The sequence below is a fragment of the Pseudomonas meliae genome (genome assembly GCF_001400515.1).
GTDB lineage: Bacteria > Pseudomonadota > Gammaproteobacteria > Pseudomonadales > Pseudomonadaceae > Aquipseudomonas > Aquipseudomonas amygdali.
Map to the genome: position 1 here is coordinate 2,863 of NZ_LJQT01000441.1, position 13,445 is coordinate 16,307.

Annotated in this window: 15 protein-coding genes and 1 pseudogene; 6 read left to right on the forward strand and 10 right to left on the reverse strand. The window is 58.5% G+C overall.

Annotated elements, in window-relative coordinates:
- Positions 1-28: 28 nt before the first annotated feature.
- The 4 genes from infA to ALO64_RS20405 form a co-directional block, all read right to left on the reverse strand.
- Positions 29-247, reverse strand: coding sequence for a translation initiation factor IF-1 (gene infA, locus ALO64_RS20390; RefSeq protein ID WP_002553999.1), 219 nt, complete (start codon positions 245-247; stop codon positions 29-31).
- A gap of 101 nt (positions 248-348) precedes the next feature.
- Positions 349-1,056 carry an arginyltransferase gene (locus ALO64_RS20395; protein WP_010214796.1) on the reverse strand — a complete coding sequence of 236 codons (708 nt, stop codon included), beginning with the start codon at positions 1,054-1,056 and terminating at the stop codon, positions 349-351.
- A 48-nt stretch (positions 1,057-1,104) separates the two neighbouring features.
- Positions 1,105-1,794, reverse strand: coding sequence for a leucyl/phenylalanyl-tRNA--protein transferase (gene aat, locus ALO64_RS20400; protein WP_002553997.1), 690 nt, complete (start codon positions 1,792-1,794; stop codon positions 1,105-1,107).
- A gap of 40 nt (positions 1,795-1,834) precedes the next feature.
- Entirely contained in the window at positions 1,835-2,026 is a 192-nt protein-coding gene (locus tag ALO64_RS20405) for a hypothetical protein (protein ID WP_044320342.1), read from the reverse strand.
- 236 nt (positions 2,027-2,262) lie between these two features.
- Here ALO64_RS20405 and ftsK point away from each other — a divergent pair, with 236 nt between their 5' ends.
- The 6 genes from ftsK to cysG all read left to right on the forward strand — a co-directional run bounded on the left by ftsK (position 2,263) and on the right by cysG (position 9,766).
- Positions 2,263-4,659, forward strand: a complete 2,397-nt coding sequence (gene ftsK, locus ALO64_RS20410) for a DNA translocase FtsK (RefSeq protein ID WP_044344987.1) — start codon at positions 2,263-2,265, stop codon at positions 4,657-4,659.
- Between the two features lie 76 nt (positions 4,660-4,735).
- Complete coding sequence (gene lolA, locus ALO64_RS20415) at positions 4,736-5,359, forward strand: outer membrane lipoprotein chaperone LolA (protein ID WP_002553995.1); 624 nt, start codon at positions 4,736-4,738, stop codon at positions 5,357-5,359.
- 18 nt (positions 5,360-5,377) lie between these two features.
- Complete coding sequence (locus tag ALO64_RS20420) at positions 5,378-6,700, forward strand: replication-associated recombination protein A (RefSeq protein WP_002553994.1); 1,323 nt, start codon at positions 5,378-5,380, stop codon at positions 6,698-6,700.
- The gene (gene crcB, locus ALO64_RS20425; protein ID WP_002553993.1) at positions 6,700-7,074 is read left to right on the forward strand and encodes a fluoride efflux transporter CrcB; all 375 of its coding nucleotides are present in this window, start codon (positions 6,700-6,702) and stop codon (positions 7,072-7,074) included. The genes ALO64_RS20420 and crcB overlap by 1 nt, the downstream gene beginning before the upstream one ends.
- A gap of 16 nt (positions 7,075-7,090) precedes the next feature.
- Positions 7,091-8,371: a serine--tRNA ligase gene (gene serS / locus ALO64_RS20430; RefSeq protein ID WP_044344988.1), complete on the forward strand. Its 1,281-nt coding sequence runs from the start codon at positions 7,091-7,093 to the stop codon at positions 8,369-8,371.
- Positions 8,372-9,766, forward strand: a complete 1,395-nt coding sequence (cysG, locus tag ALO64_RS20435; protein ID WP_002553991.1) for a siroheme synthase CysG — start codon at positions 8,372-8,374, stop codon at positions 9,764-9,766.
- A gap of 51 nt (positions 9,767-9,817) precedes the next feature.
- Here cysG and ALO64_RS20440 read toward each other — a convergent pair whose 3' ends face one another.
- The 6 genes and pseudogenes from ALO64_RS20440 to tusD all read right to left on the reverse strand — a co-directional run bounded on the left by ALO64_RS20440 (position 9,818) and on the right by tusD (position 13,318).
- The gene (locus ALO64_RS20440) at positions 9,818-10,816 is read right to left on the reverse strand and encodes a glutathione S-transferase family protein (protein WP_044344989.1); all 999 of its coding nucleotides are present in this window, start codon (positions 10,814-10,816) and stop codon (positions 9,818-9,820) included.
- A gap of 108 nt (positions 10,817-10,924) precedes the next feature.
- Positions 10,925-11,934: pseudogene (locus ALO64_RS20445) on the reverse strand (glycosyl transferase family protein).
- Positions 11,931-12,266 (reverse strand): TusE/DsrC/DsvC family sulfur relay protein, encoded by a 336-nt coding sequence (locus ALO64_RS20450; protein WP_005731886.1) that lies wholly within the window; start codon positions 12,264-12,266, stop codon positions 11,931-11,933. Before ALO64_RS20450 ends, ALO64_RS20445 begins: the two are co-directional and overlap by 4 nt.
- Positions 12,263-12,562: a sulfurtransferase complex subunit TusB gene (gene tusB / locus ALO64_RS20455; RefSeq protein WP_005731887.1), complete on the reverse strand. Its 300-nt coding sequence runs from the start codon at positions 12,560-12,562 to the stop codon at positions 12,263-12,265. Before tusB ends, ALO64_RS20450 begins: the two co-directional genes overlap by 4 nt.
- Positions 12,562-12,924, reverse strand: a complete 363-nt coding sequence (tusC, locus tag ALO64_RS20460) for a sulfurtransferase complex subunit TusC (protein ID WP_002553986.1) — start codon at positions 12,922-12,924, stop codon at positions 12,562-12,564. The genes tusB and tusC overlap by 1 nt, the downstream gene beginning before the upstream one ends.
- A gap of 1 nt (position 12,925) precedes the next feature.
- Entirely contained in the window at positions 12,926-13,318 is a 393-nt protein-coding gene (gene tusD, locus ALO64_RS20465; RefSeq protein WP_002553985.1) for a sulfurtransferase complex subunit TusD, read from the reverse strand.
- Positions 13,319-13,445 lie beyond the last annotated feature (127 nt).

Consider the following 13,445-nt stretch of genomic DNA (forward strand, 5'->3'; position numbering starts at 1 on the left):
TATGCCGGGCGTTTTCGTCAATGCCTGTTTAACGAGCGCGGTAGGTGATGCGCCCTTTGCTCAGGTCATAGGGCGTCAGTTCTACACGCACTTTGTCACCGGTCAGAATACGGATGTAATTCTTGCGCATCTTGCCGGAGATATGCGCGGTTACGACGTGCCCGTTTTCCAACTCCACGCGGAACATGGTGTTGGGCAGGGTGTCGACGACAGTGCCTTCCATTTCGAAGCTGTCTTCTTTCGACATGCAGTAAAGCCCTCGGTATACAAATGAGTGGCCCGGTGCAAGTGGCGCCAGGCAAAAGCGGCGTGCATTGTGCCCGAAAAAACCAGTTTAAGCCAAGGGGTTCAATACAGAGTGACCCATCTTTGATTGGTAAGTAGCTCAATGGGCCGATATTGGGTCTTGTAATTCATCTTTTTGCAGTTTTTGATCCAGTAACCCAGGTACACCGCCTGCAGTTGAAGTCTGGCGGCTTCGGCGATCTGCCACAAAATCGCGTAACGGCCCAGACTGCGGCGCTCTTCATCAGGTTCGTAGAACGTGTAGACCGCGGAAAGGCCGTTGGGCAAAAGGTCGGTGACCGCAACTGCCAGCAGTCGTTGGTCGACGCGAAATTCGTAAAAACGCGAAAAGGGCAGGTCGCGAACCAGAAATGTCGAAAACTGTTCACGGCTGGGTGGAAACATGTCGCCGTCAGCATGCCGTTGCTCTATGTAACGTTGATAAAGATCGAAATATTCCTCGGTGAAGGCCGGTCTGGTGCTTTGCACCTGTACATCGGCATTACGTTTCAAAATCCTTTTTTGCTGTCTGTCGGGTACAAACAGGTTCACGGGGATGCGCGCGGGCACGCAAGCGCTGCAGTTCTGGCAGTGGGGGCGGTAAAGATGATCGCCGCTACGGCGAAAGCCCATGTCCGAGAGGTCGGCGTAGACCTGCACATCCATTGGCTGGCTGGGGTCCAGAAACAGGGTAGTCGCCTGCTCTTCAGGCAGGTAACTGCAGGTGTGCGGTTGAGTGGCATAAAACTTCAGCCTCGCCAGCTCTGTCATGGTCGTCGCCTAATGGTAAATCCTTACCTGTGAGTGTATGCCAGCCTGTCAAACTCGCCTAGATGACCAGTCGGCACCGCTTGGCTGATCAAGATGCCCGGACAGATAGTCGGCAAAAGTCTGCCGAGGAATCGAGCGTGCGCCGAAACTGTGAAGGTGTTGGGTCGGCATCTGGCAATCGATCAATACAAAACCCCAGTCGGTCAGGTGCTGCACCAGCGTGGCGAATCCGACTTTGGAGGCGTTGTCTGCACGGCTGAACATGGACTCACCGAAGAACAGCTGGCCCATTGCCAGGCCATACAGCCCGCCGACCAGTTCATTCTGATCCCAGACCTCGACGCTGTGCGCATGGCCGCGTCGGTGCAACTCAAGATAGGCATCCTGCATCGAGCCGGTGATCCAGGTTTCATTGGCGTAACTTCTCGGCGCAGCGCAGGCCTTGATCACGCTCGCAAAATCCCGGTCGAAGGTCACGTGGTAGCGAGACTGGCGCAACATTTTGCCGAGGCTGCGCGAAACATGCAGTTCTTCGGGAAACAGTACGGTACGCGGATCGGGAGACCACCAGAGAATCGGCTGGCCGTCCTGAAACCACGGAAAGCAGCCGTGCCGGTAGGCATTGATCAGGCGATCGGCTGACAGGTCTCCACCGGCGGCAAGTAATCCGTTGGGCTCGCGGAGGGCTTTCTCCAGTGGCGGGAAATCCAGGCTATTGCGGTTCAACCAGGTCAGCATGGCATCACAACTTTGCGGAAGGGGAGGGCGCACCCGCCTGTCAGTGCAACTCTGTGCGGCAGGCGTGGTCACAAGCGGTTGTCATTATGGCGCGTACCTGGCACATACGGTAGGGCAAGAGCGCGGCGATGATGGTGCAGCCCTTGAAGTTGTGGGCGGTTGATAGAAACACGTCATAAGCCTTTGTCACAAAACGGAATGCATGCTCAAATTGAACATCATCAGCGAACATGAAAGCATGTCCCGCATTGCGGAACTGTCTGAAGTCGGTCTGACGCGTTTTCGTACAGACCCCAGCGCCTGTAAAGCCGTACAATGCCCGCTTTGGGCGTTATCATTCAAACGTCTGCCGAACGGGCTTCCCGGTGTCTGCTATCCCTGTTCATGCGGGAGCATTCAGCGCCGTCCGACAGCCGTTTCTGGTCAATCAACGAGATGTTCGCGCTACAGCGCAGGAATTAAAGCGTTTTGAAGAAATCCACCCCAGCACCCAGCGCTGTTCCGCTTTGGCGGCAGCAATTGCACTACCGGCTCAAGGAAGGGGCCCTGATCGCCTTTGGCGCCCTGTGCCTGTACCTGATAATGGCATTGTTGACCTACGATCAGAGTGATCCCGGCTGGAGCCACACCAGCAGTAACGCCGCGCAGGTGCAGAACGCTGCGGGGCGCGCAGGTGCCTTCTGTGCCGATATCCTGTTCATGATCCTGGGCTATTTCGCCTATATCTTCCCACTGCTGCTGGCAATCAAGGCCTGGCAGGTGTTTCGTCATCGTCACGAACCCTGGCAGTGGAGCGGCTGGCTCTTCTCCTGGCGTCTGATCGGGCTGGTATTCCTGATACTGGCGGGCGCGGCGCTGGCGCACATTCATTTTCACTTTTCGGCAGGCTTCCCGGGCTCTGCTGGCGGCGTGCTGGGCGAAGTGCTGGGCGATCTGGCCAAGAAAGCCCTGAACATCCAGGGCAGCACCTTGCTGTTCATAGCCCTGTTTCTATTCGGTCTGACAGTATTTACCGATCTGTCATGGTTCAAGGTGATGGATGTCACCGGCAAGATCACCCTTGACCTGTTCGAATTGTTCCAGGGAGCGGCGAACCGCTGGTGGACCGCCCGTGCCGAGCGCAAGCAGATGGTCGCGCAGTTGCGTGAGGTCGACATGCGCGTCAACGATGTGGTCGCGCCCGTTGCACCTGACCGTCGCGAGCAGGCCAAGGCCAAAGAGCGCCTGATGGAGCGCGAAGTGTCGCTGAGCAAACACATGACCGAGCGTGAAAAGCACGTGCCTGCGGTTATTGCGCCAGCCCCTTCAAAGCCAGCAGAACCGAGCAAGCGGGTCATGAAGGAAAAACAGGCCCCGCTGTTCGTTGACAGCGCAGTCGAAGGCACCTTGCCGCCCATCTCCATCCTTGATCCGGCAGAAAAGAAGCAGCTCAACTACTCGCCAGAGTCCCTGGCGGCGGTCGGTCATCTGCTGGAAATCAAGCTCAAGGAATTTGGTGTCGAGGTCTCGGTTGACTCCATCCATCCCGGCCCGGTCATTACCCGTTACGAGATTCAGCCGGCCGCTGGCGTCAAGGTCAGTCGCATTGCCAACCTCGCCAAGGACCTTGCCCGCTCACTGGCGGTCACCAGCGTGCGCGTGGTCGAGGTGATCCCGGGCAAGACCACCGTCGGTATCGAGATCCCCAACGAAGACCGCCAGATCGTGCGCTTCTCCGAGGTGCTGTCGACCCCTGAATACGATAATGCCAAGTCGCCGGTCACCCTGGCGCTGGGCCACGACATCGGCGGCAAGCCGGTGATTACCGACCTGGCCAAGATGCCCCACTTGCTGGTGGCCGGTACGACCGGTTCCGGTAAGTCGGTTGGTGTGAACGCCATGATCCTGTCGATCCTGTTCAAGTCCGGCCCGGAAGACGCCAAGCTGATCATGATCGATCCGAAGATGCTTGAGCTGTCCATCTACGAAGGCATTCCGCACCTCTTGTGTCCGGTCGTTACCGACATGAAGGACGCTGCCAACGCCTTGCGCTGGAGCGTTGCCGAGATGGAACGCCGTTACAAGCTGATGGCGAAAATGGGTGTGCGTAACCTTTCGGGCTTCAACCAGAAGGTCAAGGATGCGCAGGATGCCGGGGAGCCACTTGCCGATCCGCTGTACAAGCGGGAAAGCATTCATGACGAAGCGCCGTTGCTGAGCAAGCTGCCGACCATCGTGGTAGTGGTGGATGAATTCGCCGACATGATGATGATCGTCGGCAAGAAGGTTGAAGAGCTGATCGCCCGTATCGCCCAGAAGGCTCGTGCGGCAGGTATCCACCTGATCCTCGCGACACAGCGTCCTTCGGTGGATGTGATTACCGGTCTGATCAAGGCCAACATCCCGACGCGCATGGCGTTTCAGGTGTCGAGCAAGATCGATTCCCGGACCATCATCGATCAGGGCGGTGCCGAACAACTGTTGGGCCATGGCGACATGCTATACATGCCGCCGGGCACCAGCCTGCCGATTCGCGTGCACGGCGCGTTTGTTTCCGACGAGGAAGTGCATCGCGTGGTAGAAGCCTGGAAACTGCGTGGTTCGCCTGACTACAACGACGATATTCTCGCCGGTGTGGAAGAGCCCGGCAGCGGCTTTGATGGCGGTGGCAGTGAAGACAGCGAAAGCGACGCGCTTTACGATGAGGCGGTCAAGTTTGTACTCGAAAGCCGCCGCGCATCGATTTCTGCCGTGCAGCGCAAGCTGAAGATCGGCTACAACCGCGCAGCGCGCATGATCGAAGCAATGGAAATGGCTGGCGTCGTGACCTCCATGAATACCAACGGATCGCGTGAAGTTCTGGCTCCAGGACCGGTGCGCGACTGATTTTTATCACCCCGAACTGCGGCGGCAGCGTGCAAGTCACGCTGCCGCATCATCATCGACTTCAAAGAGGAATCCCATGCGTCTTATCCGCATGCTGTTGGCCACCGCACTGACCTTCTCCGTGATGTCCGCCCATGCCGACAGCAAGGACGTGGCACGCCTGACCCAGTTGCTGGAGAAATCCCAGACCCTGACCGCACGCTTCTCGCAATTGACGCTGGACGGTGGCGGCACGCAATTGCAAGAGACTACCGGCGAAATGACGTTGCAGCGTCCAGGCCTGTTCAACTGGCACACCGATGCGCCACAGGAGCAGTTGATGGTTTCCGACGGCAAGAAAGTGTCGTTGTGGGACCCTGATCTGGAGCAGGTCACCATCAAGAAGCTCGATCAGCGCCTGACCCAGACCCCAGCCTTGCTGCTGTCCGGTGACGTGTCGAAGATCAGCGAAAGCTTCGATATCACGGCGAAAGAGGCGGGTGGCGTGATCGACTTCGTGCTCAAGCCCAAGACCAAGGACACCCTGTTCGACAGCCTGCGTTTGTCATTTCGTAACGGCATCATCAACGACATGCAACTGATCGACAGCGTGGGCCAGCGCACCAATATCCTGTTCACCGGCGTCAAGGCCAACGAGCCTGTTGCGGCCAGCAAGTTTCAGTTCCAGATTCCCAAGGGTGCTGATGTCATTCAAGAGTAAAAGGGTTAATTCCTGATCATGGATCTGTTCAGCCGCGAACCGATAGCTCAGCCTCTGGCTGCACGTTTGCGTGCTACCAATCTGGATGAGTACGTCGGTCAGGAGCACGTGCTTGCCCACGGCAAGCCTCTGCGTGAGGCGCTGGAGCAGGGTGCGCTGCATTCGATGATTTTCTGGGGCCCGCCCGGTGTGGGCAAGACTACCCTGGCGAGGCTGCTGGCCAAGGTGTCGGACGCGCATTTCGAGACTGTTTCCGCCGTGCTGGCGGGGGTCAAGGAAATTCGTCAGGCAGTGGAAGTCGCCAAACAGCAGGCCGGGCAATATGGCAAACGCACGATTCTGTTCGTCGACGAAGTGCACCGCTTCAACAAGTCGCAACAGGATGCGTTCCTGCCTTATGTCGAGGATGGCACGCTGATTTTTATTGGCGCTACTACCGAAAATCCTTCGTTCGAACTCAATAATGCCTTGTTGTCCCGTGCCCGTGTCTATGTGCTCAAAAGCCTGGACGAGGCGGCGCTGCGCAAGCTGGTCCATCGTGCTCTGACCGAGGAGCGCGGGTTGGGCAAGCGCCAACTGACCCTGAGCGATGAAGGCTTCACGATTCTCATGGCCGCCGCTGATGGCGATGGTCGGCGCATGCTCAATCTTCTGGAAAACGCGTCCGATCTTGCCGAAGACGGCAGCGAGATCGACGTCGAGCTGCTGCAGAGCCTGCTGGGTGACAGCCGACGTCGCTTCGACAAGGGCGGCGAGGCGTTCTATGACCAGATATCGGCCTTGCACAAGTCAATACGTGGTTCTGATCCCGACGCAGCCCTGTACTGGTTTGCCCGGATGATCGACGGCGGCTGCGATCCGCTGTATCTGGCGCGTCGCGTGGTGCGCATGGCCAGTGAAGATATCGGCAATGCAGATCCGCGCGCCTTGCCGCTGTGCATGTCGGCCTGGGACGTGCAGGAGCGTCTGGGCAGCCCCGAGGGCGAACTGGCAGTAGCGCAGGCCATCGTCTATCTGGCCTGTGCGCCAAAAAGCAACGCGGTCTACATGGCCTTCAAGGCTGCAATGCGCGAAGCCGGCGAGCATGGTTCGCTGGAGGTTCCGCTGCATTTGCGCAATGCGCCGACCAAGCTGATGAAGCAGCTCGGTTATGGCGAAGAATACCGATACGCCCATGACGAGCCTGAAGCCTATGCGGCAGGTGAGGACTACTTTCCGGACGAGCTGGAACCACGGCAGTATTACCAGCCTGTGCCACGCGGTCTGGAACTCAAGATCGGTGAGAAGCTCAGGCATCTGAGCGCATTGGACGATGCCAGTCCCCGCCAGCGGAGAAAGTGATGATTCAGACCATTCTTGCGGTGTCGATTGCCGGGATCGCTGGTACATTATTGCGTTTTGCAGCGGGTACCTGGGTAAGCGCCAACTGGCCACGACATTTTTACGCAGCAACGCTTGCGGTCAACATCGTAGGGTGCCTGATAATCGGCGTACTGTATGGATTGTTTCTGCTGCGCCCGGAAGTGCCCATCGAAATTCGTGCCGGCTTGATTGTCGGCTTTGTAGGCGGTCTGACGACCTTTTCATCCTTTTCACTGGATACGCTGCGCCTGCTGGAAAGCGGGCAGGTACCGCTGGCCCTTGGTTATGCCGGTATCAGCGTATTCGGCGGGCTGCTCGCAACCTGGGTTGGCCTGTCCCTGACCAGACTTTGATAGACGAGAGAACGATATGCTCGATTCCAAACTGTTACGTACTCAACTTCAGGACGTAGCGGATCGCCTGGCTTCCCGTGGCTTTACACTGGATGTGGCGCGCATTGAATCGCTGGAAGCCCAGCGCAAGGTGGTGCAGACCCGCACCGAACTGCTGCAGGCCGAGCGCAATGCACGTTCCAAATCCATCGGTCAGGCCAAGCAGCGCGGCGAAGACATTGCGCCGTTGATGGCTGACGTCGAGCGCATGGGCAACGAGCTGAGCGAAGGCAAGGTCGAGCTGGACGGCATTCAGGCCGAGCTGGATGCGCTGGTGCTGAGCATTCCGAACCTGCCTCACGAATCGGTGCCGGTCGGTGCTGACGAAGAAGGCAACGTCGAAGTGCGTCGCTGGGGTACGCCGACTGCCTTCGATTTCGAGGTCAAGGATCACGTTGCTCTGGGCGAGAAGTTCGGCTGGCTCGACTTCGAGACCGCTGCCAAGCTGTCCGGTGCGCGTTTTGCGTTGCTGCGTGGCCCAATCGCGCGCCTGCACCGTGCGCTGGCGCAGTTCATGATCAATCTGCATATCAACGAACACGGCTACGAAGAGACCTACACGCCTTATCTGGTGCAGGCACCTGCGTTGCAGGGTACAGGCCAGTTGCCCAAGTTCGAGGAAGACCTGTTCAAGATCACCCGCGAAGGCGAAGCTGATCTGTACCTGATTCCGACCGCGGAAGTGTCGTTGACCAACATCGTGTCGGGTGAAATTCTCGATGCCAAACAGCTGCCTCTCAAGTTTGTTGCCCACACCCCTTGCTTCCGTAGCGAAGCGGGTGCGTCGGGTCGTGACACGCGTGGCATGATCCGCCAACACCAGTTCGACAAGGTCGAGATGGTTCAGATTGTTGCGCCTGAAGACTCCATGGCTGCGCTTGAATCGCTGACCGGCAACGCCGAGCGCGTTCTGCAGTTGCTGGAACTGCCGTACCGTACGCTGGCGCTGTGCACCGGCGACATGGGTTTCAGTGCCGTGAAGACGTACGACCTGGAAGTGTGGATTCCAAGCCAGGACAAGTACCGCGAAATCTCTTCGTGCTCCAACTGCGGTGATTTCCAGGCGCGCCGCATGCAGGCCCGCTGGCGCAATCCGGAAACCGGCAAGCCGGAACTGGTCCACACCCTCAATGGGTCGGGGCTGGCGGTGGGTCGTACACTGGTCGCGGTGCTGGAAAACTACCAGCAGGCGGATGGGTCGATTCGTGTGCCCGAGGTGCTCAAGCCTTACATGGGCGGCCTTGAGGTCATCGGTTAAATGGAATTTCTGCCGCTGTTCCATAACCTGCGTGGCAGCCGGGTGCTGGTGGTCGGCGGTGGTGAAATTGCCCTGCGCAAATCACGCCTGATTGCCGACGCTGGCGCAGTGCTGCGCGTGGTTGCGCCAGAAATCGAGGCCCAACTGAGCGAGCTGGTCGTCCAGAGCGGCGGTGAGATGATCCTGCGTGGCTACAGCGAAGGCGATCTTGATGGTTGTGTGCTGATTATTGCCGCGACGGATGACGAGCCGCTCAATGCCCAGGTTTCCCATGACGCCCGGCTGCGCTGCGTTCCGGTCAATGTGGTGGATGCCCCGGCGTTGTGTACGGTTATCTTTCCGGCGATTGTCGACCGCTCGCCATTGGTGATCGCTGTGTCCAGTGGCGGCGATGCGCCAGTGCTGGCACGTCTGATCCGTGCCAAGCTGGAAACCTGGATTCCCTCCACCTATGGGCAGCTCGCCGGGCTGGCTGCGCGCTTTCGCAATCAGGTCAAAGGTCTGTTTCCGAATGTGCAGCAACGCCGGGCGTTCTGGGAAGATGTTTTTCAGGGTGCCATTGCCGACCGCCAGTTGGCCGGGCAGGGGGCCGAGGCCGAGCGTCTGCTGATCGCCAAGATCGCTGGCGAGCCGCCGCCGGAGACCGGCGAGGTGTATCTGGTCGGTGCTGGCCCCGGTGATCCTGACTTGCTGACTTTCCGGGCCTTGCGCCTGATGCAGCAAGCGGATGTGGTGCTGTATGACCGCCTTGTCGCGCCTACGATTCTGGACCTGTGCCGTCGCGATGCCGAGCGTGTCTATGTCGGCAAGCGCCGTGCAGAGCACGCTGTTCCGCAGGAACAGATCAACCAGCAACTGGTTGCACTGGCCAAGCAAGGCAAGCGAGTGGTGCGCCTCAAAGGCGGCGATCCGTTTATCTTCGGCCGTGGCGGTGAGGAAATCGAAGAGCTGGCTGCGCATGGCATTCCGTTTCAGGTGGTTCCGGGTATTACCGCCGCCAGTGGTTGTGCGGCGTATGCCGGTATACCGCTGACGCACCGTGATCACGCACAGTCTGTGCGTTTCATTACCGGTCACTTGAAAAACGGCACCACAGACCTGCCCTGGTCCGACCTGGTTGCGCCTGCTCAGACGCTGGTGTTTTACATGGGGCTGATCGGTTTGCCGGTCATCTGTGAAGAACTGATCAGGCATGGTCGCTCTGCCGACACGCCTGCTGCGCTGGTCCAGCAGGGCACGACGGTCAATCAGCGTGTGTTTACCGGCACTCTGGCCAATCTGCCGCAACTGGTTGCCGAGCATGAGGTGCATGCGCCAACGCTGGTAATCATCGGCGAAGTGGTCAAGTTGCGTGAAAAACTGGCATGGTTCGAAGGGGCTCAGGCGACTGTCTGAAGCCGATTATGGATAGCCCGTTCGGGCTATCCATCCTTTTTTGCCAATCTGTCAATTGCTCCAGACACCCTCACCGGACAGCCGCTCCCGGTCGTGACCTGCCTGCAGATCAAGCGCTGGACCCTTCGGTATGATGCCGGTCGGATTGATGGTGCGATGGCTCGCGTAGTAGTGGCCCTTGATGTGCTCGAAGTTCACGGTCTCCGCGATACCTGGCCATTGGTACAACTCACGTAGCCAATTGCTGAGGTTCGGGTAATCCGCGATGCGCCGCAGGTTGCACTTGAAGTGGCTGTAATACACCGCATCGAAGCGCACGAAGGTGGTGAACAGGCGTATGTCGGCTTCGGTCAGGTGTTTTCCCGTCAGGTAGCGCTTTTCGCCCAGCAGGTTTTCCAGCACGTCCAGTTCGGCGAACACATCATTGAACGCCTCTTCGTACGCCCCCTGTGAGGTGGCGAACCCGGCCCTGTAGACACCGTTGTTGACGTTCGGATAAATCTGCTCGTTGAGCTCGTCGATGCTCGCCCGCAAGGCTTGCGGATAAAAGTCCAGCGTGTTGCCGGTCAGTTCGTCGAATGCGCCATTGAACATGCGAATGATTTCCGCAGACTCATTGCTGACGATGCATTGCTGCTGTTTGTCCCACAGCACCGGAACTGTCACGCGGCCGGTATAGCGAGGGTCATCGGCGGTATAGCGTTGGTGAAAGAACTGGAAGTCATCCAGCGCATCGCCACTGGAGCCTTTCTGCTGATCGAAAGTCCAGCCATTTTCCAGCATCAGCCAACTGACCACTGAAACGCCGATCAGGTTTTCCAGTCCCTTGAGCTTGCGTACGATCAGTGTGCGGTGTGCCCACGGGCATGCCAGTGAGACATACAAGTGGTAGCGGCCGGCCTGTGCAGCAAAACCGCCCTCACCAGATGGCCCCGCTTGTCCGTCGGCTGTGACCCAGTTGCGTCGTTGCGCATTTTCGCGCTGAAAGGCGCCATCTTTGCTGCTTTCGTACCACTGGTCTTGCCAGTGTCCTTCGACCAGAAGGCCCATGTCTGACTCCCATTTCCAGGTTATAGAGCTTGGAGGTCAGCCAGGTCGCATCGGTTCGACCTAAAACGCGCAAGATTATGGGGGCTGGTGATCGTCACAGCCGATAGGTCAAAGGCTCTTGTCGCGGCGATCCCAGAATACTCGGGCTTGCTCGAACGCTTCGTCGCGAGCGACACCCAGGCCGCGCAGGGCAAGCGCGATTGTCGATATCAACGCCAGTTGCGGGTAGCTGTCTTCGATTTCCCCGCGCCATAAGGCCAACAGTTGCTGCGGGTCGAGTGTCGCCGGTTTTACGTGACGGCGCGGCGAAAGCGCTGGCCACTCCTCGTCCCAGGGCTGGCCGCCAGTGGTGCCGTACAAATGGCTGATGGTGTCCGGATTGATCTCGATTTCGCCACCGTCACCCTTGACCACAATGGCGTTGTCGCCCAGCAGGCTGCTGGCATCGCGATGCACGCTCTGATAGCCCGGATGAAAGATGCTTTGCAGGCCGCAACGGGCCTGAAGCGGGTTGAGAATGCGTGCCAGAGAATGAATGGGGGAGCGCAGGCCCAGCGTGTTGCGCAGATCAATCATGCGTTGCAGCTGCGGTGCCCAGTCTGCAAGCGGAATGAACGCTATATTGCCTTGCTCAAGCGAGGTTTCGACTGCTGACCAGTTGCGGCACAGGGGAATATTCAGCAGGCCGAGCAATTGTTCGGTGTACAGGCGGCCCGCAGTATGGGCACCGCCANNCCGCCGCCGTGCAGGAGGATCTTCACGCCGTTTTGCGCCAGACATTTGGCCGCCAGCAAGTACCACGGCAGATGACGCTTTTTCCCCGCGTAGGTCGGCCAGTCGATATCGACCTGAATCGCCGGAGCATTGATGCGTTCGCGCACGGCTTCGGTAAACCCCGCCAGTTCCTCGGGGCTTTCTTCCTTATGGCGCAGCAGCATCAGAAAAGCCCCGAGCTGGGTGTCCTCGACTTTTTCATCGAGCAACATACCCATGGCCTCTCGCGCTTCTTCGCGCGTCAGGTTGCGCGCACCGCGTTTGCCTTTGCCCAGGATGCGCACAAATGTCGCAAAGGGATGTTCTTCAGGTGTTTCGGTAACAAGCGCGGCGTAATCGTTCATATGCAATTGGTCGGTTTAGGCAGGCCCGCCAGCTTGGCGGCGAGTTTGGCGGGAGTGCCGTTGAACAGGCGGTTGAGTTGCATGCTGTTGCCTTTTTCCGTACCCAGCTTCAGTGCGGTGTATTTGATCAGCGGCCGAGTGGCCGGCGAAAGCTGAAACTCGGCGTAGAAATCCCGCAGCAACTGGAGGATTTCAATGTGCTCGGCACTCAGGGTGATACCTTCCTCAGCGGACAGAGCGTGTGCGACGTCCAGCGACCAGTCGTTGAGGTCCTGCAGAAAGCCATCCTTGTCCAGTTCGATGCTGTGCCCGTCAATCGTCAACTGTTTCATAGCCAGGTATTGACCTTGTCGAAGCGTAAGGACAGTTCCACGAAGGCAGGGTAGTCGATGCTGTTTACTCCGGTGGGCAGTGGCAGATTGCGTGCCTTGATGTCTTCATCAAGCACAAATAACTGCAATGAATCGACCAGGGGCTGTAGGGATTTCAATGGTGCGCATGACGGCGTCAGTGCATAAGTAGCGTCGCCACAGAGCAATACGCCGTCGTCACGGCCCAGCAAGCGCAGGCAGCTGTCCAGTCGGGTGTCGGCAAAAGGCGAATGGGAGAGAACGTGCAAAGTAGTCATCAGATCGTAATCACCTCGTCGTAGCGGTCAAAAAGTGCCGACAGTTCGGAGCGTGTGTACAACTGACTGATTTCTTCGCTCAATGCGCTGGCAGGGATGCCGCGCTCGGTCAGGCTTTGCCCGCAGGCATACAGGTCTTCAACGCCGAACATCGACAGGGCCTTGAGGTTTGCGGTCAGGTCTTTCTGTTGCAGGGCGTCGGGCAACTGCTGCGGCGACAACTGGAAAACCCCGTCATCCAGAAACAGCAGTCCGACCGACAGATCGAATGCACCACCCGCCAGCACGATGTCCAGCGCTTCACGGGCACCGGGACCGGACCACGGCGACTGGCGGCTGACTACCAATAATGATCTGGGCATGTCACGGCCCTCCAAAGCAGATCAAACGATCAGCCGATTGCACGGCATCGTGCAACTGCCCCAGCCCGGACAATTCCCAAGGCTCCCGCAGATTCGCCGCTGGCCGCTGATAACGCTCGGCCTCTTGGGCATCAAGCACGCCACGACGCAGCGCGGCGGCGATGCATACCACGCCATCCAGGTGGTGTTCGGCGATGAAGTCACGCCACTGCAGGGCCATATCCTGCTCATCCTGAGGCGTCACGACATTGGCCGACGCGCTGTGTACGCCGTCCTGATAAAAAAACAACCGGACGATCTCATGTCCGCCTGCGAGTACGGCTTTGGCGAACAGCAAGGCTCTTCGCGAGGAGGGCGCATGGGCGGCGGAAAAAAGCGAGATGGCGAATTTCATGATCGGCTCTGCCAACAAAACATCCGCAATGATAAAGAATTCAAGGGCCGACGTGTGAGTTTGGCGCGGTTCGACCTGCAAGCGCTGGGTCAGGGCGCAACCGTCTGAGTGTCGATTGATGTTCATA